Source organism: Colwellia sp. 12G3 (genome assembly GCF_002836775.1).
Lineage (GTDB): Bacteria > Pseudomonadota > Gammaproteobacteria > Enterobacterales > Alteromonadaceae > Colwellia.
Window position 1 is genome coordinate 106692 of sequence record NZ_PJAQ01000007.1, and the last position, 24906, is coordinate 131597.

Here is a 24906-nt window from a genome sequence, read left to right on the forward strand (position 1 = left end):
CTTTGTTCTAGAGAGTTAAAGGCTAAGTGTTTTGCCTTTAAGTTGCTCCAACATATTGAGTACCAACTGCGATGAGTTAACCGCCGCTGTTTCTAAATATTCTTCAAAAGTATGTGGTGATTCTTTACCAGCAATATCCGAAAGTGAACGAATAATCACAAACGGTGTTTTAAGCTGTAAACAAGCTTGGGCTATAGCAGCACCTTCCATTTCAACCGCAGCCATTGTGGGGAAGTTAGCGCGGGCTTTCGCGACATCTTCTTCTTTAGTCATAAAAGTATCACCTGTAGTGATTAAACCTGTTACTGCAGTAATGCTCTGTCCGGCGGTCTGGCTTAATTTTTCAATACCAGCTTTGGCTGCTGCGACTAAATCATCGTGTGGCATAAATGCCGCAGGATTAGCGGGTAATTGCCCTACTTCATAGCCAAATGCGGTAAGATCAACATCGTGATAGCGTACTTCTGAGCTCACCACAATATCACCTACTTTTAATGCCGCATCAAAGCCGCCAGCTGAGCCAGTATTAACCACGTAATCAACCTGAAAACGGTCTATTAATATTGCTGTTGCTAGCGCCGCCGCAACCTTACCAATGCCTGATTGAACAATAACAACATCACTGCCATCCAACTGACCTTGATGAAAAGTGTAACCTGCATGCTCGGTGCTTTTGGCATCAGTTAACTTTGCCTTTAAAATGGCAACTTCTGGCTCCATTGCGCCAATAATTCCTGCTTTCATGATAATTCCTAACTGTGTTTAATGTAATTTATGTAAAATAATGATAACTGTTTATTTTATTGCCCTATGACAAAAGCATAAGTTCTTTATACGTATTCTCGCAGTCCGTAAAAAACTAGGTTATCGATAAATTGAATGCTTTCTATCGAGAGACTATTTTCCGTGGTCTGTGCTAACAATAATTGTGTTAACGCCTTACCATCACCACCCGTTAAGATTATGCGGTCAACGCCAGCTAATTTCTGTGCTTGTACAATCGCTTGTTCAATCATACCTATAGTTGCAGCCCAACAAGCGTTATTAACATTATCGGTAGTATTAGTGCCAAAGGTTACCTTGGCTACCGTTTTACTCTCTGCATGCACTAAAGTGCTGTGACTTAAAATACTGTTAAAGAGTGCTTTAATGCCAGCTAATATCCAGCCGCCTTGGTGCTGGCCATTACTCGCCAGTAAGTCCACTGTGGTCGCAGTGCCCGCATCTATAATTAATACGTTTTGCTTTGGATACAGAGTTATCGTGCCCAATAATGCTAGCCAGCGATCGATACCTAAGGTCGTTGGCTGCTGATAAGCTGAAATCAACGAATTTTTTTTCTGTTCACTATGCACTTGTTTAAAAATAATTTTTTGCGCTACACACCAATGTTCAAGCTCAGTGGTTAATGTTGATTTAGCCACATTAGCCACTATAACTCGACTAGCTTTAGTGAAATGCTGGGTAAAATAGTCTACATTAAAATCGTTATTATTCAGTTGCGTAGTCGCTGATAATTGCCCTTCAATAAGTTGAACGTATTTCGTTCGGCTATTACCAATATCTATTAATAAGATCATTCATCCATCCTTAGACTTACTTCGCCGCCGTAAACGGGTTTAACTTGACCATCAACTTCTAACAGTAAAGCACCTTGGTTATTTACACCTCGACATATACCGTGAGTTACACGCTCCCCTGTTATCAATTTGACCCGCTTATTTAAAAAAGCATCATGGGCATGCCATTCATCCAACATAGGTACTAACCCCTCTTGCTGGTGTTGATGTAATCGCTTTCGTAAGCAACTGATTAATTGAGCACAGAGCGCATTTCTATCAATTGCGACTTTACTGTGTGACTGTAAGTCTGTCCATTTTTGTTCAATTAATTTACCTGCTTCTTCTGGCATATGCAGATTTAAGCCGATGCCAATCACGCAGTGACTAGGCTCTAACGCCTGACCTTCGAGATCAATTAAAATGCCCGCAAGTTTTACGCCATCGAGGTAAATGTCATTTGGCCACTTCAGTTGAACTTGTATATTACTGTGGGCTTTTACCGCATCACTTACGGCTAATGCTGTGACTAAACTTAACCCCATAGCCGCTGATAAACCTTGCTCTAAATACCAGTACATAGACAAGTAAATTTGCGAACCAAAAGGCGATATCCACTGCCTACCACGACGCCCTCGGCCAGCGCTTTGATATTCAGCTAAACAAACTTGCCCTGGCGATACTTGATTAGGCAAACGCCTCATTAAGTAATCATTGGTAGAGTCAATTAAGCTATGCACTTCAATCAACGGCCAGTCATTTTGATTTTTAGCCTGTTTACTCACTTCATCGGCTAATAGGCTGATAATTTTTTCTTTCTCTAATAAGTACAGCGGTTGCGCCAACTTATAACCTTTGCCAGTGACACTGTAGATATCTAGACCAATTTCAGTTAACACTTTAATATGTTTAGCGATAGCTGTACGACTGATCCCTAACTGCTCACCGAGTAACTGTCCTGACACAAATTGGCCGGCGGCTAATGCCTTAACTAAATGTTCTTTCACTGCTTTAGTCATCGCACTTATCCCCACCCAAGTTAATATTGTCGATAGGATTAAAATCAGTCAGCGATGAAAATGATCTTTCACCTTGCTGCGTAATCATGCGTACTTCTGGCGTTAAAGATACTGAGAATTTTTCTGCTACTTTTCGTTGGATATATTTAGCTAAACTAATAATATCGGCTCCTAAGTCACTCCCATAATTAACCAGCACTAAAGCTTGTTGCTGGTGAACACCAACATCCTGATGGCGATAGCCTTTTAGTCCGACTTGATCGATTAGCCAACCAGCGGCTAGTTTTATTTCGCCATTTTTTTGTGGATAATGAGGCATGTCAGGATATTGTTTTTGTAGTTTAGCGAAGTGGTCTTCATTAACAATAGGGTTTTTAAAGAAGCTGCCTGCATTAGGTAATACTTTAGGATCTGGTAACTTGCTACTACGCAATTTAATAACTTGGGTCATCACCTGCTTAGCAGTACTATCTTTGGCTAGGATGTCTAACCCTGCGTAAGAAAGGTTTGCTTGCCATGCTTTAGGGAAGTTAAAAGTCACCTGAGTAATCAGGCCTTTGTTATAGCGTTCTTGCTTAAAAACACTATCACGATAAGCAAATTTACACGCCTGCTTTGTTAGCGAGTGCATGGTTTTACTAGCAAATTCATACCATTGTACATCTTGACAATAGTCTGCAAACTCTACGCCGTAAGCGCCAATATTTTGTACCGGTGCAGCCCCAATACTACCGGGAATCAAGGCTAAATTTTCTAAGCCAAAAATACCTTGTTCTAAACAAAAACAAACAAAATCATGCCAATTTTCTGCTGCGCCCGCCGTAACGATAAAATGATCATCTTGTTCATCAATTTCAATACCGGTAAATTTCGGCTGAATAATAATCGGCGCTTGAGCTTCTACAAACAATGTATTACTACCTTCGCCAAGAATATAAAACTTGCCTGAGGTATTGCCAGCAGTTAACTCAGGTAATTGCTGTAATTCAGCGAATGTACTGGGAAAATAAATATGCGAGCAGCTCGCCTTAATGTTAAAGCTGTTACTGCTTTGTAGGGAGTAATTTAAGTTTGAGTGCATAGCCATGAGAATGAAAAATGAAAGAATCATTATTGTACTGAAAAATCAGCTGAACACCAATTATTCACTACGATACCGCAACAATAACTAGGGTCTGTTGATCTTTCGCGGTTAAATTTTGTTCGCGATTAAATTTTGTTCGAGATTAAATATAAACAACATTACTGGCTGGTATGCCTGAGTGCATAGAAAGCGTGAGTCAATAATATAGCCATGTATAATTTTACCTAAAAGTAAATTGTTACTAGTTTATCTCGATTTGAAATAGATAGTAATATAACATCACTTAAAACAAGGGTTAAATAATGATACAGAAAATAGTTAATATTTAACCCTTGTTTAGCCATTGCCTAGTCAACTTCTAGCATTATATATTTTACTATTGAGCACATTATTGAACACCTATGAAAGATAACATTGATCATTACTTATCATGGGTCGACGGTAATAACCAGCTACGGTCTCAATTGTTGTCACCCACAAATGATCAATTAATCGTCGGTCGCTCACCTTTAGCAGATATTGAGCTGATTAATGCCGGTATATCTCGTCAACACATGAAAATATCATGGGATGAAGAACACTTAGTGATCACCGATCTTGATTCCAGTTTTGGCACTTGGATCGACAACGAAAAACTGGCGCCCAACCAGAGTAAAACCATATATAACGATACCGAAATAAGACTGGGTAATTTAAGCGTATGGTATGAAATGCATGGCAAAGTTAACACAGATAACACAATGCAAACCTGCTTTTTCACTAGTGATGAAGAGCCTGAAATTGAATTGTCTGTTGCAATCAATACTTTTAGAACAAACTTACAACAGCAATTACAAAATCATTTAGGTATTCAATCGCTTCCCTCTGAGCTAATGCAAGACATTGATAAAAGTTTATTAAACTTAAATACCGAACAACAAGCGGTATTAAAAGAACAGCAAACGCTACATTCTATTAGTTACATGCTAAATAGAAGTTTAACGACGGAAGAACTCACTGAAACTGCCCTTAATCTCGTCAGTAAAGTATTAAATGCCGACCGAGGATTTATATTACTCGCCCCAACAAATACCGTTATTGATTCAGCTTTTGAGCTTATTTCATCCAGAAATTTCAATACTGCCGACCAACAGCAAGAACTCCAGCTAATACATGAACACAGTAATGTATTGATAGATAATTGCCGACAACAAAATAAAATCCTTATCGTTGGCGATGCAAGGCTTAATAATCCTCAATCAGGTATAGGTAAAATACATCAAAGTAATAGTCGCAGCATCATAGTTATACCATTACAACAAGATAACCAAGTAATAGGCATCATTTATCTCGACAACCAAAGTCAGGCACATTATTTTAAGCCTAAACAATTACCTTTTTTACAAACCTTTGCCGCTCATACCAGTATTGCCTTACATAATGCACAGTTATACAAACGTGTAACTACAGATGATCTTACCGAACTTTATACCCGTAGTTATATAGATAATCACATAAAGCAAGAAATTCAACGCGCACAAACACAGCAAACCCCTCTTACGGTATTAATGTTAGATCTTGATCATTTCAAACAAATCAATGACCGCTTTGGTCATATAGGCGGTGACCTTGCTTTACAAGCATTTTCAAAAATAATTAAAAGCCAGCTACGTGATTGCGACCGAGCGTGTCGATTTGGCGGCGAAGAGTTTTTAGTGGTGCTGTCTGGCGCAAATCTTCAAACGGCTAAACTATGCGCAGAACGCATTCGACAGGCAGCAGCACAAGCCCTGATAAAAAAAGATCAAGAAATCATCACAATAACTGTTAGTATCGGTATATCAAATTACAAAACAGCCCATGGCAAGCAAGCGATTCTATTATTAGAAGAGGCAGATAAAGCTTTATATCTAGCCAAAGAACAAGGTCGAAATAAAGTGATAGTTTATACCCGTGCCACTTGACGATGCTCGTTTCAGGAAGCCTGAGCGAATCATAATCAAGGCACATTTTTTTGTTAAGGGTTATTCCCTTAAAAACAAATGTAACGACGGGTATGTTTTGCTCAGGTTTCCCCCGAGGGCTGGTTTATAAACGCTTTATGCTACGTTATTGATTTCGACAAGGGAACAACCATTCTCTTCAATCAATGCCTTGCCTAAAGGCGTTTATAATTCCAGCTGAAATCTGCATCTTCAGGTGGCACGGGTATATTGTTAAACGTTGCTCGTTAAACCTTGCTAATTAAGCGTTTTCAGCGACCAAAAATATGAGACCAATAACCTCAAATGATCACAGTAAACGCTCACTATAAAAATTGTCCACAATGTTTGTTTCAAAATGCAATAACTAACACAAGCTGCGATATTTGCGATTGGTTACTGCTTGATGATCTTGCTATAGATGATATAGATAAAACCCAATGTCCTGAACACGACCCTGACCAAACACAACAACCCGATGACTACCTAAACAATAAAACAGCAGAGCCTTCAGCTAACACGCCTACAAGCAAATTTAACCTCACCGGAGAACTCGCGCACTTCGAGGTACTTGAAACACTTGGGCAAGGTGGCATGGGCGCAGTCTATCGCGCAAAAGATAAAATCCTAGAACGCAATGTTGCGTTAAAACTGTTAAAAACTAAAGCGGACGCTAGTCAAACAAACAACGCTATGTTGCTCGACGAAGCTCGCTTGGCGTGTAAGCTCAACCACCCCAACATAGTGACCATATACGATGTCGCCAGAGCACAAGACAACAATTTTATCATTATGGAATGGGTTGACGGTCAATCGCTCGACCAGCTTATTCCTCCCGAAGGATTTCCACTTGAAACGGCGATAGATTACGCCAGCCAAATAATTGATGGCATCGCTTGTGCGCACCAAAGTCAAATTATTCACCGTGATATCAAGCCACAAAACATCATGTTAACGGTTGATGGCACCATTAAAGTACTCGATTTTGGTATTGCTGGCCTAATTGCACATAATGATGAAAATAAAAATCAGAGCAAGCCATTAACCCATCTACCAATCGACCAAACTACTACTAGTGGTGCGTTTACCGGTACGCCCGGTTATATATCGCCTGAACAAGCACTAGGTAGAAAAAACGTAGACCAAACTTCCGATATATTTTCTTTTGGCATCTTGCTCTACCAAATGCTCACGGGTAAGCGTCCATTTGAGGGTGATAGTGGCAAAGAGCGTAATCAGGCCATTATTATCGGCGACTATACCAAGCTTCCGACTAAATTACCTATCGACCTACGCGCTATTGTTGACCATTGTTTAGCCCATGCCAGAGAAGACAGGTATCAATCTTCTGCCACATTAAGTAACGACTTACATAACTATCGTAATGGCGAACCTGTTTCTGTAATAACCAGCCGCCGTTATTGGCTAAAAAAGAAAACCATAAAACACAAATGGCCAGTAATGTTGTTGCTATTATTAAGTGTGGGCGGCATTACTGGCTTGGTTTGGCAACAAGTTCAAGCGCATCAACAACAAGTGCGCGAACAACTACTCACCACTTTTACCAGCAGAGTAGAAAGCCTAGAAGCGAACGTGCAAATGAGTCGCATGGCGCCTCGTCATGACATTACCAGCGAAACAGCGCTATGGCATCAGCAAATCGCTAACCTTAACAATGAAATAGAAACATTAGGAGAGTCTGCCTACGGCCCTGGTCATTACGCGATTGGCCGAATGTATTATGCCCTACAAGAATACGATAGCGCTTTAGCACACAGTCAACAAGCATGGCAAAGTGGTTTTCAGCAAGCGCGAGTCGCGTATAATTTAGCCTTAAGTCATGGCGCTATTTATCAACAACAAAAAGCCATTATTGATAACATCAGCAGTAAATCGGCTAGAAAAGATAGAATGGCGCTGTTAGATAAAGCCCACAAACAGCCAGCCATTGAATATTTAAGCCAAGGTTTGGCGGGCTCACCGTACCAAAGCTATACCAAAGCGTTATTACAGTATTATCAAGGGGAAGAGCAACAAGCCTTAACCACCCTTGAACAGGCTGACGATTTACCGGTATGGTTTTATCAACATCATATTTTGCGCGGCGATATTTATTTAGCTAAGGCAGAAAAAGCAGGGGCTAATCACTCAGCTAAAGATAAAGAAAGTAACGCAGCCTTAGCCTTACAACATTATGCAAGCGCCGCGGTAATAGGTCGTTCGGACTTGCAGTTACAATTAAAACCATTAGCGGTGTATTTTCGCCAATTAACCAATGCGGTCTATAGTAAACAACAAGGCTTTGAACACACCTATCAACAAGCGATACACTCTTTGGATAATGCCCATATTATCGCCCCGAAAGATCATCAAGCTTATTTTATTAAAGGCCAGTTATTATCAATAAAAAGTGATTATCAAGACCAGCATGCTGGCGATCCTATGCAAAGCCAACAACAAGCGATTGAGCAATTGCAATTGGCCTTAGTTTATTCGGCGGATAACGCCAATATATTACAGTCACTTGGTTTAGCTTATTTTCAAAAAATCAAATTATTACAAGATAGAGACTTTGCTGTTGGGCAAGAGTTTAATATTGCCATTAAATTTTTCGAGCAGATCCCAAAACAATACCGCGATTATTTTTACTTTAATAACTATGCCAGTTTACTAAGAGAATTAGCGATAAAAAAGGCTAAACAACAGCAGACCATGCGAGCTAATGGGTATAGCGCTGATAAACAAGGCGCAACAAAAGATAACCATTTATTGGCGGATAACCTTGTTGATAACATAGCGGAGCACTCTGATGAACATTTCACTAAAGCAATTAAGGCCTATCAACAAGCTAGTGCATTACAGCCGCAACGCATTGGCGCTAAAAATAATCTAGCATCGATTTATTTACTTTGGTCTGAGTTTATTCCCCCTGAACAGGCTCAAAAGAAATTGCAACAAGCCATTGCGGGCTATAAAAAAGCGTTATTGTTAAACCCTGAGCATTTTGTCGTGAATTATTATTTAGAATTCAGTTATCGCTTGTTGGCTAAAATAAATAATACCTTGTTAGTCGCTAATACTGAACAACTAACACAGGCAGAATTTTATTTAACTAAAGCCAAACAACTTCAACCCGCACACCCGTTTGTTATGGTTGAACAGGCATTACTACAAAGTGAACAGGCCATTTATTACTGGCAACAAGGGTTAGCCTTTCAAGATTATTTAAGCCAAGGAAAAAATAGTCTTGAGCAGACACTGCTCAAAAACCCTGGCAATCGTTTGTTGCTAGATAACCTTTCTTTGCTCTATCGAATGGAGCAACAACTTGCTTATTTTCAGTCAGGGAATATCAATAACAAGCAGGACTTTGATAAGGCATTAATTAAATCACAACAAGTGATAAGTGATAGCCATGAAGATAATGCTTTGCTGGTATTATTAAATAATAATTGGAGGAGTTTAGAGCGAGTAACTATTGATAAATTACCTTACAATGACAAGGGCTTATTAACCAAAGCCGAATGGTATTCTCAAGCGGGTCATTTCCAACAAGCCGAGCACTATTTTAATGCCATTGTGCAGTATTATCCGTCATTATTATGGTTATATCGCCGGCAACATTTACAGCGTTGGCTTGACTCCACTGCTGATTCAGCTTTAGATCCTAAGAGCAATAGCGAACAACAAGGTAATGAGCAACAGCAAGGTTTAACTAAGGTGACGGTAGAGAAAAGACGTTGGTTGAAACAACAAATAAATCATTTTAGCCAATTATTACAAAGACATTATCCGGCAGTAGTTATTGGAAAATAGGCTGTTAAATATCGGTAATAGCGTGCCTTAAGTTTGACTAAAGAGCGGCTAAATAAAAAACCATAAACCCTAACTTAAGCTAGGGTTTATGGTTTTTATTAAAGTTGAGAACATTCTACTTTTTACTGCTGCAGTCTTTAACTATTGAACATCGATTAATCATTGATAACAATATGACCACCACCACTACCACCAAGGCCACCACCAACACCACCACTACTTTCCTGACTGTAGGTAAAGGCATAGCTTCCCGCGGGGCCAATCAACGTTTTTTTCACTTTTTGTTTATCATTAGCACTCACGTTAATCACTTCATTTTCACCTTCAAATGGCCACTCTGCAAAGGTAAAGCTATAAGGGGACGCGTTGCTATTTTCAAAGCTGACATCACCGCCTTTTTTAGATTTTAAATCATTTATTGGTGTCGCTTGACCGTTAACGGTAGCTTCCGCATCACCAGTTTCAGTAATACTAATGATAATTTTAGACATGATATTGTGACCTTTTATTATTATTGATTAGTTATTGATTAGTTATTTTTTTAGTAAGTGCATTCTATTATCTGCTTTATTAAGCAGTTTCATTATTTATCTGCTTTATTAAACAGTTTCATTACTTTATCTGTTTAATTGAAATGAAACTATTACAATTTATTTCAATAGCGGTAGTCTGAAGGGTATATTATTTAAAGCGGTCTATGTGCTGCGTTGAGGGGATTTAAGTTCACTTTTATTGACTAAAAGCGAACCCCAAAACTTGAGTTATTACATAACCTGAACTCTGGATAATGAATGTAATAACACAATGATGATAGTTTAGTCGTTATCAAGGCATTTTTACATACCCAATAGCTGGCTATTGGGTATGTAAAAATAACGCTGATAGCGGCTATTATATCCGCACTAAAACATCATTAAGGGCTAAGCGTGATTTTGGTAACTTGGCGTTAAAATCAGCTTCTGGGTGATGATAACCAATGGCTAATGCAACATCACATTGATAACCACCAAGCTCGGCCCTAAACTCTTTATTTACTAAATCAATATCAATACCTTCCATTGGGGTTGAATCAATTTTAAGACGCGCAAGTATATGCAGCGTATTACCCAAAGCAAGGTAGGTTTGTGCTTTGGTCCAAGTACTCGTATCACCATCTTCGGCTGTATTAAGTTCTGCAAATAGATAAACACCAAATGCTGCTTCTCTATTTTCTAATAGTGTTCGTTTATCTTCAATACCTTTATCAACGACCTTAGCGTAATCGTCACGGGTGTATTTTGGATTATGAGCAAAAAGAATCACCTGCGAGCTATCAAAAACATGTTTCTTATTATACTCATGCATATTTGCAAATGTTTTACTCATGCGCGTTTTTGCTTCATCACTTTCTAGTACGATAAACTTCCAAGGCTGTGAGTTAATAGACGAAGCTGAAAGACGCATTGCTTCGAATAAGATATCAAGATCTGCCGCTGGGATTTTTCTGGTAGCATCGTATTTTTTCACCGTATGACGGCTAGTAAGATCTTCGATAATAGGGTGAGTCATAGTGATTCCATCTAAATTATGTATATAAAATAAGGTAAAGCTACATAACCTCAACTCGGTTTAATATGTAGTTTTACCATTATATAGATTTATTTACAGATCTCTATAGTGTGATATTTTGGCTTATATCAGGAAAATTTACGCGCCAATAGCTTGTCTATTGCAAGTGAATTTAACGTAGAAATAAGTAAAAATAGCCGCTATAGAATTACTTATTCACATCAACCACAACACGTCCCGTTACGTCGCCATTGAGTAATTTTTCCGCCACCTCAATGGATGCTTCTAAGCCAATAACTGTTGCTATCGATTCCATTTCCGTTGCTGGTAATATTTCCGATAATTTTTTCCATGCTGCCACTCTATCTGCTCTAGGGCGCATCACGCTATCAATGCCTAATAATGAAACCCCGCGTAAAATAAAAGGAGCAACTGAGGCTGGTAAATCCATGCCTTGTGCTAAACCACACGCGGCGACTGCGCCACCATATTGAATACTTGCGCAAACGTTCGCTAAGGTGTGACTACCGATAGAATCAACTGCGCCAGCCCATTTTTCTTTCATTAATGGTTTACCTGGAGCTGATAATTCTGCTCTATCAATAATCTCAATCGCGCCTAAATCAGTTAAATAATCATGTTGCTCACTACTACCTGTTGAGGCAACAACCGAGTAACCCATTAGCGAAAGTAGTTTTACCGCAAAGCTACCCACACCACCAGTAGCACCGGTAACAAGAATTTTACCACTGGCGGGAGTAATGCCATTTTTTTCTAATGCCAAAATACACAACATAGCAGTATAACCTGCGGTACCAATTGACATGGCCTGCACTGGTGAAATACTTTCAGGTAGAGGTATTAGCCAATCACTATTTACTTTCGCTTTTTGTGATAAACCACCCATGTGCTTTTCACCGACGCCAAAGCCATTTAGTAACACTTTATCGCCAACCTTAAATTCATCACTTTCACTGTGTTCAACGATGCCACTAAAATCTATCCCTGGTATCATCGGAAAGCTTCTGATTACTGGGGCCTTACCGGTTATAGCTAGCGCATCTTTGTAATTAAGCGTGCTATATAGGACGTTCACTAAGACATTACCTTGAGATAAACTTTCCTCTGGTAATTCAGTGATCGATGTTCTGTAACCGTCTTCATCTTTATTTACTAGTAAACATTTAAACATATGAACTCCAATATAGACCGATCGTCTATTAATTATTAAAAAAATATTATCTAACAAGTAACTTTAAAAAATGATTGATGAATAGATCAATCGGTTGAGTGCTTTGCATCAATTTACAGCGACTTACTGCACCTTCCCAGCCAATCCAAAAGAACTCAGCGAGCAACTGACACTCTTGTTGTTCAACCTCTGGACAAAGTAAATTTAGGTGATCAGCTATTTTACGTTGCCAGCCTTGCATCACCATGACTAACTTATCGCGGTGACTATTGGGTAATACAGCAATTTCTTGTTCTAGATTGCCAACTAAGCAGCCACGATTAAAATGATATTTTTCGATACCCGCTTTAGCATCATCAACAAAACTCATCAATCTTTGCTGTAAAAGTAGCTGCTCATTTTTTAAATGCGTATCAAGTTTACGGCAAAAGTAACCGTCATAATGAGAAATCACCGCCAAACCAAAGACTTCTTTATTGGCAAAGTAATAATAGAAAGAGCCCTTAGGGACAGATACTTTTTTTAATATCTGCTCTAAACCAGATGAAGCAAAACCAAATTGCGTAAAATGTTCAACGCCACTGCTTATAAGTTCAGCTTTAGTTTGGCTAGTATCTCGGCCAGATTTGGCAGGTCTACCTCTACGTTTTATATCATTATCATTTTTCATGATTTTATATTAGACCGATCGTCTATTTAATTGCAATCACTAATTTGTATTGAAAGCTAAACAAACTAAATAACAAATAAAAAAACAACTAGTCAAATGTACTATTTAGTTAGTCAATTTGACTAAAAAGTTAAATCGTTCTAAAAAAGCATATTTCCACACAAAGATAACAATAATAAATAACCTATATATATCAGTTATTTAATTTATTCATTCGCGTTGGCACAACACTTGTAATACTAAGTTCAAGCAAGACGATGTTTACCACAACATCAAAAACTAACAAGTAGATACCAAAACTAGAAGGAATTTATTATGAGCACATTTAACATGACTAAAAAAACTAGCAGCACAATTAAAGATGTAAGCCTTGCGCTAATACTTACCGGCTCTTTAATTGGTGCCACGCTAAGTACTAGTGTTAATGCAACACCAGTAACAAGTGTTGAAAATGCCGTAAGCAACTTTGTTGTTGCCCAAGGAGAAAAAATGATTACTGATTTAAATACGCAATTACAGCAATCAATTAATAGTGAAATTAAATCATTTACTGCCAAATTTTCACTGAATAATACGACGACTTGGTTAGCCGAAAAGAAAGAGGTGAAATTGGCAAAGCCTTCAGAGAACAAAGAAAACACTCATTCATTACAACTAAAATCAAACTAAGTAGGAGATAAATTATGGGATTATTCAGCCGTTTTACCGACATTATCAATGCAAACTTAAACAGTATGTTAGACAAAGCAGAGCATCCAGAGAAAATGATTCGTTTGATCATTGGCGAAATGGAAGAAACATTAGTTGAAGTTCGTTCAACCGCCGCCAAAAATATTGCGGAACAAAAAACCTTAGCAAGAAAAGTTAAAGCGACTCAAGAAGGTGTATCGCACTGGCATGACAAGGCAGAACTTGCTTTAAGTAAAGGTCGTGAAGATCTCGCTAAATCAGCACTGGTACAAAAGCAGAAGTGCCAAACTGAACTCACTCAACTCGATGATGAAAATGCACAATTAACTGATTTGTTATCAGCAATACAAGCAGATGCTCAACGCTTACAAGATAAACTTAATGAAGCTAAACGTCGTCAAGAAGCGTTACTGCTGCGTCAAGAGTCAGCTGAAGTCAGGTTAAAAGTACGTGAAAAAGCCGTTATTCACAATATCGATGAAGCAATGGCCAAATTTGAACGGTATCAGCAGAAAATTGATCGTCTTGAAGCTCAGGTTGAATCGTATGATTTAACAGAAAATAAAGATTTATCAGCACAGATATCAGAACTTGAGCAAGACGACAGTGTTGAAGCTGAATTAGCCGAAATGAAAAAGAAGGTTGTTAACGGCTAATTATCTCAAACGCATAGTTGTAGTAGCCCCTCGTTTAGGCGAGGGCAGCCATTTTAAAAAGTACCTATGTAAAAGTAAGATTGTATAACCAAGGAGTTCCCATGAGATACGATAGAGAATATTCAAGTATAAAAAATGTTCGTCAAACATTGCATAAAGACGTAGTAAATAAAAAATTGACTGGTGTCTGTGCAGGTATCGCCAAACATTATGAGTTCCCTCGCTTAGCTGTGCGTATTGCCGCTATTGCCGCATTGATCATGTTACCCGTAGTAACGGGTGTAGCTTACGTCGTAGCAAGTATGTTGTTACCTAATAGCAAATATTATTAATCGAGATAATCTTTTATCTTAAGTAAGTGAGGACATAATGAGCTTTTTAAAATCGTTAACATTAGCAATTTTAGCAACTATTTTCTTAACCTATGTTTTTGGTGTTGGTATGTTAGAGCTAATGAATCTGCATGTGATGATGGACGGTGAAGTGATTGAGCCTCTAAAAGCCATCGGTGTTTCAGCTTTAGTTGTTGTGCTCTTGGTTATTATTGCCTTAGCGATTGTATTAAGTGTTTTTGGTAGTCTAATTTTTATTGGTTTGGTTTTATTCGGTAGTATTGCCATGGTGACGGTAGGTGTATTTTGGCCAATTTTATTAATGGCCGTCGTTATCTGGCTGTTTAGTCGTAATAAAAACACTAAGCAGTATGCTTAGTGTTTACAAGAACTAACCATAATTTAGCAGGGCAAGGTAAGCTCAAAGCATACCGCGTAGTTTTATTTAAAAAACTTAGCGAGGATATTTTTGCATTCTTGTGAGTTAACTAGATGAGAAAACGCTTGGCTTTCATCACTAATTACCTGGCTTAATGCTAATTTATTTGCTTGACGAATTAACCGTCGACTGGTCATTACTGACTCAACAGGCAAGTTAGCAATTGCTTGGGCAACTTCGGCAGTTAGTGCTAATAATTCATTTGGCTGACAGGTTTGATTAGTAATGCCATAACTTAATGCTTGCTCTGCATTAAAAGTGTTACCCAATACCATTAATTCAAAAGCTTTATTGGGACCCACTTTTTGAGTTAATAACAAACTAGAGCCAGCTTCAGGACATAGACCAAGTTGAGTAAAAGGCAGTTTAAATTTACTATTATCGGCCGCAATCACCATATCACAATGCAATAACAGCGTGGTGCCAATACCAACAGCAACGCCTGCAACACCCGCAACAAGTGGTTTAGTAAACACTGACAGTACTTTAACAAATTCAAGTGCAGCTAGTTCATCATTGGTCGAACACTGCATAAAGTCATTGAGGTCATTACCCGCACAAAAGCAATTTTCGTTTCCTTGAATGACCACACAATGAATACTTGCTGTTTGTTCTGCATAAGAAAAATGCTGACAAAGTTGCTTATACATATCGTTAGTTAGCGCATTTTTTTTATCAATACGATTCAAGGTAATTATAAATACACCTTGTTTTTCTGTTGTTAAAATTAAATCATTCATTTTTCACCAGTTTAGTTTCAAAGGTTTACCAATAGAATTGGGAAAAGGTCTAGGGTATAGTCAAACCTTAATGTTTGTTAGCAGGGATGTATAGTTACAATGAAAAATATTCACTATGGTAAATGCTTTATTTTGTTCGTCTTGTTGCTCGGTATGGCAAATAATACCTTTGCATCTAGCGAGATTAGTGTTTCCGATGGCTATATTAAAGCAAGCATACCGGGAAGTGAGATAACTGCCGCCTATATGGCAATAAGCAATTCGGGTGCTAAAGCGATTACGTTACAAAAGATCAGTAGCACAATATCAGATCGTATTGAAATTCATGAGCACAGCATGTCTGATGGTATGATGCGTATGCGTGAGGTGGGGGAAATTATCATCGACGCTGGCAGTAAAGTAGTTCTGCAACCATCGGGATTGCACTTAATGATTTTCTCATTAAAACAGCAGGTTAATGAAAAAGATGTTATCCCATTAACCTTATATTTCTCAAATAAAACTAAAGTTAATATTCAATTACCTGTTTACCGATATAAATAGTACAATATCAACAACCTCATCCTTGGAGTGGATATGAAAACAATGTTTTCTACAAAATTAGTTGTCTGGGCTTTTACCGGCCTATTTTTTCTTTTATACGGCATTGGCGTTTATTGGAGTAGTGAGCCTTTATCTATCAATATTCACGCTGAAGTAACGCAAGCAGCTAAAGCTGAAAATGTTGCACCTGTCGTTGGCTATACCACTACCACTGCCTTAATCAAAGTTAGCGAAGCGTTATTGAATAAGCCTGGTGGTTATTTATCAAATGACATTATACCTCCCTCACTTTTCTTAGATAATATGCCTGCTTGGGAGTTTGGTGTATTAGAGATGGTACGTGATATGGCTTTAGTTATGCGCAAAGATTTTAGCCGTTCACAATCACAATCATTAGTGAACAAGCATTTACAAGAAGCACAGCCTCGCTTTAATATCGATAGCAAAAACTGGGCAGTACCTAGTGCAGAATCTGAATACAGTGAAGCAATTAAACAACTCTACGCTTATCGTTCTGCATTAGTTAGCACTAACGGCAATCAAAAAGCACAATTCTACGCTCGTGCTGATAATTTACGTGCCTATATTGAAGAAGTGCAAAAACGTTTAGGCAGTTACTCACATCGTTTAAGTATGAGTGTTGGCCGTGAGCAGGTAAATACTGACTTAGCTGGTGATAAAACTGCCGAGCAATCAAGCCAAGGTGTTTCTCATTTACAATTACAAACCGATTGGTGGAAAATTGATGACGTTTTCTATGAAGCCAGAGGTGCTACTTGGGCCTTACTACAATTACTGAGAGCAATTGAGATAGATTTTAATAGTGTGTTAGAAAATAAGAATGCCAAAATTAGCTTACAACAAATTATTCGTGAGCTCGAAGCAAGCCAAGAGTCCTTATGGAGCCCAATGGTGTTAAACGGGAGTGGCTTTGGCCTTGTTGCCAATCACTCATTGGTAATGGCTAACTATATTTCTCGCGCTAATGCAGCATTAATCGATTTAAATGAACTTTTAACTAAAGGATAACAACATGAAAAAAACTTTATTAGCTGCCAGCGTAGCAGCTTTAATGTGTGGTAGTGCTCAGGCCGATACTTTATTAGGTTTATATATCGGTGGCCAAGTTTGGGCTAACGAAGCCAGTGGTAGTTTTGGTGAAGGCACTGATAATCAATCAGTTTTTGAATTTGATGATAAAAACCAAGGTAGCTTCTATGTTGCCTTTGAACACCCAATTCCATTAATTCCAAACATAAAAATCGCTTCAACCACACTTGATACGGTTGGTGGTACTCAAATAGCAAGTACCTTCTCTTTCGGTGGTAAATCATATAGCGCTAATGAGACGTTAGATACCACGTTTGACGCCAATTTTGTTGATTACACGCTTTATTATGAAGTTTTTGACAATGATTTGTTAACCTTTGATTTTGGTTTAACGGCGCGTGATCTTGATACTTACATTAAAGTAACTGAATCAGACAATAATAGCAGTGATCTTGATGTGTCTGGTATTATCCCAATGGCGTATGTTTCAACGATTATTGGTCTACCTTTTACCGGTTTAAATATCTTCGCAGAAGCTAACTTTATGAGCTATGACGACCAAACTGTTTATGATGCACAAATTGGCGTGAGCTATGCAATTTTAGATAACCTTGCAGTCGATTTTGACGTAACGTTTGGCTACCGTACCGTTAAAATGGAAATAAATGACATAGACGATTTCTACAGTGATTTAACGTATGACGGTTTCTTTGCCGGTGCTGTTGTTCATTTCTAATGAAGTAGCCCCTAGAAGAAAAATATAATTAAGGTCGTGTATATGCAAATATTCACGGCCTTATTTTTTACTTCCTCTGAATACTTAACTCTCCTCCCCCAAAGCACTGTAAAACCCGTAGCAGCCATAATCAGTAACACTGTCAGCTTTTTTTACGATAATTTATCACAAACCATCAAAATCCGCATAACCCGTTGTAAATAAGCAAGTTACCATAATGGTACGTTTTGTGCTTAACCAGGAGATATAATGATTTAAAGGGATATTTCATGAAGTTTAGTTCTATTGTAGTTTTTGCCATTTCACTTTTTGTTTCGACTCATAGTTCTGCCACTCTATTAGTAGATGTTGGTGGTGTAGATAATTTTATTGCTAAAGCAACATTACAAAATAGCGGTGATGGTGTCGAATTAAGTTGGGTACGTGATATCTTAAACGATCAGACAATTACTCTAGATGATAAATATACATCAACAGGCAGCGACTGGACATTAATTGAGAATGAGACTGACGTCTACTCAACTCACCTTATTAACAACCCTAGCTATTTTTTATTAAAATTTGGTGTTGGTAATACTGGCGTAGATACTCATTTATTATATGAAAATGTTGGTGATTTAGCTTATGGCGTCATTGATTTTTCTGATGCTGGTATTGACTTATTATCTGTTCAAAAATTCCATATTGGTAAAGTTAGCCATGTTGACGAATTTGATGCTAACCCAATTCAATCTCAAAGTACTCCCATCCCTGAACCGATGACTATTTCTTTATTTGCTTTAGCTTTATTAGGTTTATCTCGACGTAAAAGTAACTAAAAAACTGACCATTCAGACAGAAAAAGCCGTGACTATGATAAGTAGCCACGGCTTTTTTATTACTTATAGCAAATTTCTACTGTGTTCTCAGTGCTAGTTTGTGACATGAGAGAATCGACCATAACGTTTATGTAAAATACCAACCCGCTCAACATATACTTCGGTTTCTTTATAAGGCGGAATACCACCATATCTTTTTACGGCCCCCTCTCCTGCATTGTATGCTGCCGAGGCTAATTTATTATCACCTTTATATTTCTTCAGTAAACGTGCTAAATGCTTAACACCGCCTTTAATATTCTGTTGAGCACTTAATGAATTCTTTACACCTAATTCTCTAGCAGTAGCGGGCATTAATTGCATTAATCCTTGCGCCCCCTGCTTCGAGGTTGCTTGCGGGTTAAAATGAGATTCCGCATGAATAACGGCCCGTACAAAGGCAGGATCAATCCCATATTTTAGTGCCGCCTGGTTTATATCATTCTTATAAGGCTGCAAATAAAGCTTGGCTTTGCGCCAATCAATCAATGAGTCGACTTCACAGGCATAACAATCAACCCGGTAACGACTGAAATTGACATCTATTGGTTCAATATCAGAAAAAGAGGTCACTCCTGAAGTTGACTTATAAGTGTAAATATCCGTAGTCTTTTTTTCTGAAGCATTGCTGTGACTAATAAAAGTAGCTAAAATATAGAGCGAAATAAAGCTGTAATATTGCAATTTATTCTTTGAAATTATCCTCATACAGCCTCCCTGTGCAGTGTACGTAACGTTAATAAAATTATTTCACAATCCTATATTCTATTTTGGAATAAAAAATCGCTATCTATTCCTTTTGATCTGACTAGAATTTGTCTATTCTTCACCCATCAATTGACATGGGTGAAATAGTTATGTTGCCAGAGCAGCGCTTATTAAATCAAAATACATCAAATTCAGCAAACAATAGTAGTGCCTTAGATGCTAATCAACTAGCTTCACTACAACAAAGCGTTGCTGATTACTCTTCACTACAACTTGCTTGGGCAAGTGGTTATTTAGCAGCGAAAAGCGAGCAAGGCCACCATGCCCAGCTAGCACCTGTTGCTACACCGGTTGCTGCGAAAACACTCACTATTTTATATGCGTCGCAAACAGGTAATGCTAAAGGTGTTGCTAGCCAGCTTGAGAAAAGCGCTAAAGCGGCAGGCATTACTGTTGTTCTTAAAAATATTGCTGACTATAAAGCCAAATCATTAAAAAATGAAAGCCATTTACTCATTGTAGCCAGTACTAATGGTGAAGGCGAAGCGCCTGATGACGCAATTGAGTTTCATGAGTTCTTACTCGGCAAAAAAGCGCCTAAATTACCTAACTTAAATTACAGCGTATTAGCATTGGGTGATAGTAGCTATGAATTTTTCTGCCAAACAGGTAAAGACTTTGATGAACGTCTACAAGCCTTAGGTGCAAAACAAGTTGCGCCACGTTTAGACTGTGATGTTGATTATGATAGTGAATGCGAAAGCTGGACCTTAAGTATTGTTGAATCACTTAAAGATGAATTAACACAAGCCGATACCGGTTTAACGCCTGTTAGTTATATTGGCGATTTACCAACCGCTGGCGCTACTAGCCAGTATTCAAAACAAAACCCATTTGCTGCTGAATTCTCATTAAGCCAAAAAATTACCGGTCGTGATTCAGCGAAAGATGTTCGTCACATTGAGATAGACTTAGCTGAGTCAGGATTAACTTACCAAGTAGGTGATGCCTTAGGTGTTTGGTTTGAAAATGACGAAACTCTTGTTGCTAAATTACTTACTGAACTTAACTTTTCTGGCGATGAAAAAATCACGCTAAAAGTATCTGGTGAAGTACAAGAACTTTCATTACAAGCAGCGTTAGTTAGCCAATTAGAAATTACGCAAACGGCACCAGCATTTATTGAGTTTTGGGCACAACACTCCCAAGACAGTAAATTACTTGCCGTCGCCAGTGATAAAAATTCAGCGCGTGAGTTTGCTGGTGAGCATCAAATTATTGATGTCGTGAACTCAGCTAAGGCTGACGTTGATGCTCAAAGCTTTGTCAACGCTTTACGTAAAATCACGCCACGTTTATATTCAATCGCTTCAGCTCAATCTGAAGTAGAAGCAGAAGTACATTTAACTGTTGGTGTCGTTAGCTATGATGCTAACGGTGATACCCGAACCGGTGGTGCTTCAGGTTTCTTATGTCAACGCCTTGAAGAAGGTCAAAAAGTACGTGTATTTGTTGAACATAACGATAACTTCCGTTTACCACTATCAGACGATACGCCAGTTATTATGATTGGTCCTGGAACCGGTGTAGCACCGTTTAGAGCTTTCATGCAAGAGCGTGAATCGCGTGATGCAACGGGTGATAACTGGATGTTCTTTGGTGACCAAACCTTCACACAAGATTTCTTATACCAAGTTGAATGGCAAAACTATTTAAAATCAGGCTTGTTAACACGTATGGACGTAGCCTTCTCTCGTGATCAAGCGGAAAAAATCTATGTACAAGATCGCTTAAAAGAGCAAGCGGCTGAAGTGTTTGCTTGGTTAGAGCGTGGTGCACACTTATATATTTGTGGTGATGCGAATCGCATGGCTAAAGATGTTCATCAAACATTGGTGGAAATTATTCAAGACCACGGAAAATTAAGCGCCGAACAAGCTGAAGACTATTTAAAATCATTGAGATCTAATAAGCGTTACCAGAAGGATGTTTACTAATGAGCAACAATTTCACCAAAGTTGAAAACCCAGTATTGGTTGTTGAAGGTAAACAGGCCGATAATGAACGTTTAAAAGCGGAAAGCGATTACCTACGCGGTACAATCAAAGAAGACCTGCAAGATAGAATGACAGGTGGCTTTACTAGCGATAATTTCCAGTTGATTCGTACTCATGGTATGTACCAACAAGATGACCGTGATATTCGTGCTGAGCGTCAAAAGCAAAAGTTAGAACCATTACACAATGTCATGCTTAGAGCCCGTTTACCCGGTGGTATTATCAACCCAACACAATGGTTGGCTATTGATAAATTTGCTGATGATTATACTTCTTACGGTAGTATTCGCTTAACGACACGTCAAACATTTCAGTTTCACGGTGTATTAAAGCCTGATATAAAGTTGATGCACCAAACATTAAATAGCGTTGGTCTTGATTCTATTGCCACTGCTGGTGATGTAAATCGAAACGTACTTTGTACTTCTAATCCTGTTGAATCTGCTCTACATCAAGAAGCGTATGAATGGGCCACGAAAATCAGTGAACATTTACTACCAAAAACGCGTGCTTATGCCGAAATTTGGTTAGATGAAGAGAAAGTTGAAACAACTGAAGCTGATGAAATAGAGCCTATTTTAGGTAGTAATTACTTACCACGTAAGTTTAAAACAACCGTAGTCATTCCACCAAATAATGACATTGATGTTCATGCTAACGATTTAAACTTTGTAGCTATTAGTGAAGGCGGTGAATTAATTGGTTTTAACGTACTTGTGGGTGGTGGTTTAGCCATGACGCATGGCGATAAAGGCACTTATCCTCGTTGTGCTGATGACTTTGGCTTCATTGCAAAAGAACATACGTTAGCGATTGCTGCAGCGGTTGTAACTGTTCAACGTGATTGGGGTAACCGTGTTAACCGTAAAAACGCTAAGACTAAATATACTTTAGATAGAGTGGGTGTTGACACCTTTAAAGCTGAAGTTGAAAAACGCGCTGGTGTTAAATTTTCTGAATCTCGCTCATATAAGTTCACTCACCGTGGCGACAGCTTTGGTTGGGTTGAAGGTATTGATGGTAAACATCATTTAACGTTATTTATTGAAAATGGTCGTATCTTAGACTTCGCTGGCAAAACTTTAAAGACTGGTATGCTTGAAATCGCCAAGATTCATCAAGGTGATTTCCGTTTAACTGCAAACCAAAACCTTATTGTTGCTGGTGTTGCACAAGCAGATAAAGCAGTTATTGAACAACTTGCTCGTGACCATGGCTTAATCAACGATGGTGTGTCTAATCAACGTAAGAGTTCAATGGCTTGTGTTGCTTTCCCTACGTGTCCACTCGCGATGGCTGAAGCAGAACGCTACTTGCCAGGTTTAGTTGATGATGTTGAAGCTATTCTCACCAAAAATGGCTTAAAAGACGAAAGTATTATTTTACGCGTTACTGGTTGTCCAAATGGTTGTGGACGCGCCATGCTTGCTGAAATTGGTTTAATTGGTAAAGGTCCAGGTAAGTACAATATGTACTTAGGTAGTGATTTAGCTGGCTCTCGGGTACCTAAATTATATAAAGAAAACCTTGATGAAGCAGCCGTATTAAGTGAAATCGATGCATTGAGTGCCCGTTGGTCAGCAGAACGTCTTGAAGCTGAAGCATTTGGCGATTTTGTCATTCGCGTTGGCATTGTTGAACAAGTTATTGTTAGCTTTAGGGATTTTCACCATGCTTAATACCGCAACAGACGTTGCAGAGAAGGTGTCTACTGGCTCCTTAGATCTTATCTTTCCTAGCGCGTCGCTGGGTGAGTGGAATCAGTCTCTTGAAAAACAATCTGCGATCACTCGTACTGAGTGGGCGATGGAAAACTTGCCAGGCAAGTTTGTTTTATCGTCTAGTTTTGGTATTCAATCGGCGGTAATGTTGCACTTACTTACCCAAGTAGATAGTAATATTCCGGTATTAATCACTGATACGGGTCATTTATTTCCTGAAACCTATCGTTTCATTGAGCAAATGACTGATCGCTTAAACTTGAACTTACAAGTGTATCAAGCAAAAGAAAGTGCTGCATGGCAACTTGCCAAGCACGGTGAAGAGTGGACAAAAAGTGATGATGCGCTGAAAGCATATAATCGCCGCAATAAAGTAGAACCTTTAGAGCGTGGTTTATCTGAGCTAGAAGCTAGCACTTGGTTTTCTGGTGTCCGTCGTCAACAATCGACTCACCGAGAAGGTTTATCTGTAGTGGGCACACTGCGTGGCCGTTATAAAGTTCATCCAATAATTGATTGGACCAATAAAGATGTGCATGAATACCTTACTAAGCACAACTTGCCTTATCACCCACTTTGGGATGAAGGCTATGTTTCAGTTGGTGATGTACACAGTACCAAACCATTAACGCTTGGTATGAGTGAAAGTGATACTCGCTTTGGCGGTGGTCAACGTGAATGTGGTTTGCATACAGATGGTGATGGTATTTAGTTTTTGCTTAAATATAGTAAATAATTAGATCGTCATATAAAGCTAAAGGAGAAAACTATTTTAGCTTTTTTTATGCCCAGTATTTGTCCTTATTTAACAGCTTACGACAGGCTTGGAGTTTTATCTTTCTGCTTGACGTCGCGGTGGCGACCACACCCAAGGGGCACGTACCGCCGCGCCTCCCCTTGGAACCCCTGCGACGCCCACTCAGTGAAAACATAAATCATCAATTTTGAGTTTACAGTCAATACCTGCCGATATTCGTCCCTGAAAAGCGGCAGTCTTCGCCATCCATGGCTCAGCTTGACTGACACTTTACAAAATTGATATTTATTCACTGAGATGGGGTTTGGAGTGCTTGGCAGCAGCAAAGTCTAATAACGAGCTAAGAGCTTTTGAACTGTTAGATATGACCATAGATGACACAAGCAACCAGTCTGCTTGAACAAACGCTGAAATGAATGCAAGTGTTCACGTATGTTCATCAGGGATGATGAACAAAGCGCTGTAGGAACATGGATGTGCCATCAGCGCTGTTACGTCGATAACACTTGAGTGTATTGAAGAACACGTTTGTTAGCAGCGCCATGGGGTTCCAAGGGGCTTTTGGCGTGTAACGCCCCTTAGGTGTCGTCGCCACCGCGACAAATCATTTAAATTTACTCTTGCCGATTTATTTAACGATCCCTTTTACCACAAAGCGGTCATTAGTTTACTAACGTCAAACAGCACTTTGGATTAGATTTTTTATCGATAACGCCCATTTAAGGGGCTGCTAATTGTTTGCTAAAATGTGTAGCGAAGCGAAACCGAGCA

Annotated in this window: 23 protein-coding genes; 13 read left to right on the plus strand and 10 right to left on the minus strand. The window is 38.8% G+C overall.

Annotated features, from left to right (window positions below; genetic code table 11):
* Positions 1 to 15 precede the first annotated feature (15 nt).
* The 4 genes from mtnN to murB form a co-directional block, all read right to left on the minus strand.
* Positions 16 to 744, minus strand: coding sequence for a 5'-methylthioadenosine/S-adenosylhomocysteine nucleosidase (gene mtnN / locus CXF71_RS02795; RefSeq protein WP_101231473.1), 729 nt, complete (start codon positions 742 to 744; stop codon positions 16 to 18).
* 86 nt (positions 745 to 830) lie between these two features.
* Complete coding sequence (locus CXF71_RS02800) at positions 831 to 1580, minus strand: pantothenate kinase (RefSeq protein ID WP_101231474.1); 750 nt, start codon at positions 1578 to 1580, stop codon at positions 831 to 833.
* Positions 1577 to 2578 (minus strand): bifunctional biotin--[acetyl-CoA-carboxylase] ligase/biotin operon repressor BirA, encoded by a 1002-nt coding sequence (gene birA / locus CXF71_RS02805; protein ID WP_101231475.1) that lies wholly within the window; start codon positions 2576 to 2578, stop codon positions 1577 to 1579. Before birA ends, CXF71_RS02800 begins: the two co-directional genes overlap by 4 nt.
* Positions 2571 to 3689 (minus strand): UDP-N-acetylmuramate dehydrogenase, encoded by a 1119-nt coding sequence (murB, locus tag CXF71_RS02810; protein WP_232771361.1) that lies wholly within the window; start codon positions 3687 to 3689, stop codon positions 2571 to 2573. The genes birA and murB overlap by 8 nt, the downstream gene beginning before the upstream one ends.
* A 374-nt stretch (positions 3690 to 4063) precedes the next feature.
* On the opposite strand from murB, the gene CXF71_RS02815 reads away from it, so the two are divergent.
* Together CXF71_RS02815 and CXF71_RS02825 are read left to right on the plus strand one after the other, a co-directional pair.
* Positions 4064 to 5605, plus strand: coding sequence for a diguanylate cyclase (locus CXF71_RS02815; RefSeq protein WP_101231476.1), 1542 nt, complete (start codon positions 4064 to 4066; stop codon positions 5603 to 5605).
* A gap of 324 nt (positions 5606 to 5929) precedes the next feature.
* Positions 5930 to 9439, plus strand: coding sequence for a serine/threonine-protein kinase (locus CXF71_RS02825; RefSeq protein WP_101231477.1), 3510 nt, complete (start codon positions 5930 to 5932; stop codon positions 9437 to 9439).
* A gap of 155 nt (positions 9440 to 9594) precedes the next feature.
* Here CXF71_RS02825 and CXF71_RS02830 read toward each other — a convergent pair whose 3' ends face one another.
* The 4 genes from CXF71_RS02830 to acuR all read right to left on the minus strand — a co-directional run bounded on the left by CXF71_RS02830 (position 9595) and on the right by acuR (position 12849).
* On the minus strand, positions 9595 to 9930 hold the full coding sequence (locus tag CXF71_RS02830) for a hypothetical protein (protein ID WP_101231478.1): 336 nt from the start codon (positions 9928 to 9930) through the stop codon (positions 9595 to 9597).
* A 400-nt stretch (positions 9931 to 10330) separates the two neighbouring features.
* Entirely contained in the window at positions 10331 to 10987 is a 657-nt protein-coding gene (locus tag CXF71_RS02835; RefSeq protein WP_101231479.1) for a nitroreductase family protein, read from the minus strand.
* Positions 10988 to 11195: 208 nt separating this feature from the next.
* Positions 11196 to 12179: an acrylyl-CoA reductase (NADPH) gene (gene acuI, locus CXF71_RS02840; RefSeq protein ID WP_101231480.1), complete on the minus strand. Its 984-nt coding sequence runs from the start codon at positions 12177 to 12179 to the stop codon at positions 11196 to 11198.
* A gap of 46 nt (positions 12180 to 12225) precedes the next feature.
* Positions 12226 to 12849, minus strand: a complete 624-nt coding sequence (acuR, locus tag CXF71_RS02845; protein WP_101231481.1) for an acrylate utilization transcriptional regulator AcuR — start codon at positions 12847 to 12849, stop codon at positions 12226 to 12228.
* Between the two features lie 315 nt (positions 12850 to 13164).
* Here acuR and CXF71_RS02850 point away from each other — a divergent pair, with 315 nt between their 5' ends.
* The 4 genes from CXF71_RS02850 (at position 13165) to CXF71_RS02865 (ending at position 14906) form a co-directional block, all read left to right on the plus strand.
* The gene (locus CXF71_RS02850; protein ID WP_101231482.1) at positions 13165 to 13518 is read left to right on the plus strand and encodes a hypothetical protein; all 354 of its coding nucleotides are present in this window, start codon (positions 13165 to 13167) and stop codon (positions 13516 to 13518) included.
* Between the two features lie 14 nt (positions 13519 to 13532).
* Entirely contained in the window at positions 13533 to 14195 is a 663-nt protein-coding gene (gene pspA, locus CXF71_RS02855; RefSeq protein ID WP_101231483.1) for a phage shock protein PspA, read from the plus strand.
* A 101-nt stretch (positions 14196 to 14296) separates the two neighbouring features.
* Positions 14297 to 14527 carry a PspC domain-containing protein gene (locus tag CXF71_RS02860; RefSeq protein ID WP_101231484.1) on the plus strand — a complete coding sequence of 77 codons (231 nt, stop codon included), beginning with the start codon at positions 14297 to 14299 and terminating at the stop codon, positions 14525 to 14527.
* Positions 14528 to 14564: 37 nt separating this feature from the next.
* Complete coding sequence (locus tag CXF71_RS02865; protein WP_101231485.1) at positions 14565 to 14906, plus strand: hypothetical protein; 342 nt, start codon at positions 14565 to 14567, stop codon at positions 14904 to 14906.
* A 62-nt stretch (positions 14907 to 14968) separates the two neighbouring features.
* Here CXF71_RS02865 and CXF71_RS02870 read toward each other — a convergent pair whose 3' ends face one another.
* The gene (locus CXF71_RS02870; RefSeq protein WP_101231486.1) at positions 14969 to 15706 is read right to left on the minus strand and encodes an enoyl-CoA hydratase-related protein; all 738 of its coding nucleotides are present in this window, start codon (positions 15704 to 15706) and stop codon (positions 14969 to 14971) included.
* 99 nt (positions 15707 to 15805) lie between these two features.
* On the opposite strand from CXF71_RS02870, the gene CXF71_RS02875 reads away from it, so the two are divergent.
* The 4 genes from CXF71_RS02875 (at position 15806) to CXF71_RS02890 (ending at position 18853) form a co-directional block, all read left to right on the plus strand.
* Positions 15806 to 16249: a copper chaperone PCu(A)C gene (locus CXF71_RS02875; protein ID WP_101231487.1), complete on the plus strand. Its 444-nt coding sequence runs from the start codon at positions 15806 to 15808 to the stop codon at positions 16247 to 16249.
* A 33-nt stretch (positions 16250 to 16282) separates the two neighbouring features.
* The gene (locus CXF71_RS02880) at positions 16283 to 17278 is read left to right on the plus strand and encodes a DUF2333 family protein (RefSeq protein WP_101231488.1); all 996 of its coding nucleotides are present in this window, start codon (positions 16283 to 16285) and stop codon (positions 17276 to 17278) included.
* Between the two features lie 4 nt (positions 17279 to 17282).
* Complete coding sequence (locus CXF71_RS02885; protein WP_101231489.1) at positions 17283 to 18035, plus strand: TIGR04219 family outer membrane beta-barrel protein; 753 nt, start codon at positions 17283 to 17285, stop codon at positions 18033 to 18035.
* Between the two features lie 269 nt (positions 18036 to 18304).
* Positions 18305 to 18853, plus strand: a complete 549-nt coding sequence (locus tag CXF71_RS02890) for a PEP-CTERM sorting domain-containing protein (protein ID WP_101231490.1) — start codon at positions 18305 to 18307, stop codon at positions 18851 to 18853.
* Between the two features lie 93 nt (positions 18854 to 18946).
* Here CXF71_RS02890 and CXF71_RS02895 read toward each other — a convergent pair whose 3' ends face one another.
* Positions 18947 to 19600 carry a lytic transglycosylase domain-containing protein gene (locus tag CXF71_RS02895; protein WP_101231491.1) on the minus strand — a complete coding sequence of 218 codons (654 nt, stop codon included), beginning with the start codon at positions 19598 to 19600 and terminating at the stop codon, positions 18947 to 18949.
* 149 nt (positions 19601 to 19749) lie between these two features.
* Here CXF71_RS02895 and CXF71_RS02900 point away from each other — a divergent pair, with 149 nt between their 5' ends.
* The 3 genes from CXF71_RS02900 to CXF71_RS02910 are packed head-to-tail and all read left to right on the plus strand — an operon-like array spanning position 19750 to position 24090.
* Complete coding sequence (locus tag CXF71_RS02900; protein WP_101231492.1) at positions 19750 to 21597, plus strand: assimilatory sulfite reductase (NADPH) flavoprotein subunit; 1848 nt, start codon at positions 19750 to 19752, stop codon at positions 21595 to 21597.
* The gene (cysI, locus tag CXF71_RS02905) at positions 21597 to 23336 is read left to right on the plus strand and encodes an assimilatory sulfite reductase (NADPH) hemoprotein subunit (protein WP_101231493.1); all 1740 of its coding nucleotides are present in this window, start codon (positions 21597 to 21599) and stop codon (positions 23334 to 23336) included. Before CXF71_RS02900 ends, cysI begins: the two co-directional genes overlap by 1 nt.
* The gene (locus tag CXF71_RS02910; RefSeq protein ID WP_101231494.1) at positions 23329 to 24090 is read left to right on the plus strand and encodes a phosphoadenylyl-sulfate reductase; all 762 of its coding nucleotides are present in this window, start codon (positions 23329 to 23331) and stop codon (positions 24088 to 24090) included. The genes cysI and CXF71_RS02910 overlap by 8 nt, the downstream gene beginning before the upstream one ends.
* Positions 24091 to 24906: the final 816 nt, after the last annotated feature.

What these genes read in the sequence shown, in the direction of transcription:
- mtnN (WP_101231473.1), bottom strand. Translation starts at nt 744, where the DNA reads ATGAAAGCAGGAATTATTGGCGCAATGGAGCCAGAAGTTGCCATTTTA.
- CXF71_RS02800 (WP_101231474.1), bottom strand. Translation starts at nt 1,580, where the DNA reads ATGATCTTATTAATAGATATTGGTAATAGCCGAACGAAATACGTTCAA.
- birA (WP_101231475.1), bottom strand. Translation starts at nt 2,578, where the DNA reads ATGACTAAAGCAGTGAAAGAACATTTAGTTAAGGCATTAGCCGCCGGC.
- murB (WP_232771361.1), bottom strand. Translation starts at nt 3,689, where the DNA reads ATGATTCTTTCATTTTTCATTCTCATGGCTATGCACTCAAACTTAAAT.
- CXF71_RS02815 (WP_101231476.1), top strand. Translation starts at nt 4,064, where the DNA reads ATGAAAGATAACATTGATCATTACTTATCATGGGTCGACGGTAATAAC.
- CXF71_RS02825 (WP_101231477.1), top strand. Translation starts at nt 5,930, where the DNA reads ATGATCACAGTAAACGCTCACTATAAAAATTGTCCACAATGTTTGTTT.
- CXF71_RS02830 (WP_101231478.1), bottom strand. Translation starts at nt 9,930, where the DNA reads ATGTCTAAAATTATCATTAGTATTACTGAAACTGGTGATGCGGAAGCT.
- CXF71_RS02835 (WP_101231479.1), bottom strand. Translation starts at nt 10,987, where the DNA reads ATGACTCACCCTATTATCGAAGATCTTACTAGCCGTCATACGGTGAAA.
- acuI (WP_101231480.1), bottom strand. Translation starts at nt 12,179, where the DNA reads ATGTTTAAATGTTTACTAGTAAATAAAGATGAAGACGGTTACAGAACA.
- acuR (WP_101231481.1), bottom strand. Translation starts at nt 12,849, where the DNA reads ATGAAAAATGATAATGATATAAAACGTAGAGGTAGACCTGCCAAATCT.
- CXF71_RS02850 (WP_101231482.1), top strand. Translation starts at nt 13,165, where the DNA reads ATGAGCACATTTAACATGACTAAAAAAACTAGCAGCACAATTAAAGAT.
- pspA (WP_101231483.1), top strand. Translation starts at nt 13,533, where the DNA reads ATGGGATTATTCAGCCGTTTTACCGACATTATCAATGCAAACTTAAAC.
- CXF71_RS02860 (WP_101231484.1), top strand. Translation starts at nt 14,297, where the DNA reads ATGAGATACGATAGAGAATATTCAAGTATAAAAAATGTTCGTCAAACA.
- CXF71_RS02865 (WP_101231485.1), top strand. Translation starts at nt 14,565, where the DNA reads ATGAGCTTTTTAAAATCGTTAACATTAGCAATTTTAGCAACTATTTTC.
- CXF71_RS02870 (WP_101231486.1), bottom strand. Translation starts at nt 15,706, where the DNA reads ATGAATGATTTAATTTTAACAACAGAAAAACAAGGTGTATTTATAATT.
- CXF71_RS02875 (WP_101231487.1), top strand. Translation starts at nt 15,806, where the DNA reads ATGAAAAATATTCACTATGGTAAATGCTTTATTTTGTTCGTCTTGTTG.
- CXF71_RS02880 (WP_101231488.1), top strand. Translation starts at nt 16,283, where the DNA reads ATGAAAACAATGTTTTCTACAAAATTAGTTGTCTGGGCTTTTACCGGC.
- CXF71_RS02885 (WP_101231489.1), top strand. Translation starts at nt 17,283, where the DNA reads ATGAAAAAAACTTTATTAGCTGCCAGCGTAGCAGCTTTAATGTGTGGT.
- CXF71_RS02890 (WP_101231490.1), top strand. Translation starts at nt 18,305, where the DNA reads ATGAAGTTTAGTTCTATTGTAGTTTTTGCCATTTCACTTTTTGTTTCG.
- CXF71_RS02895 (WP_101231491.1), bottom strand. Translation starts at nt 19,600, where the DNA reads ATGAGGATAATTTCAAAGAATAAATTGCAATATTACAGCTTTATTTCG.
- CXF71_RS02900 (WP_101231492.1), top strand. Translation starts at nt 19,750, where the DNA reads ATGTTGCCAGAGCAGCGCTTATTAAATCAAAATACATCAAATTCAGCA.
- cysI (WP_101231493.1), top strand. Translation starts at nt 21,597, where the DNA reads ATGAGCAACAATTTCACCAAAGTTGAAAACCCAGTATTGGTTGTTGAA.
- CXF71_RS02910 (WP_101231494.1), top strand. Translation starts at nt 23,329, where the DNA reads ATGCTTAATACCGCAACAGACGTTGCAGAGAAGGTGTCTACTGGCTCC.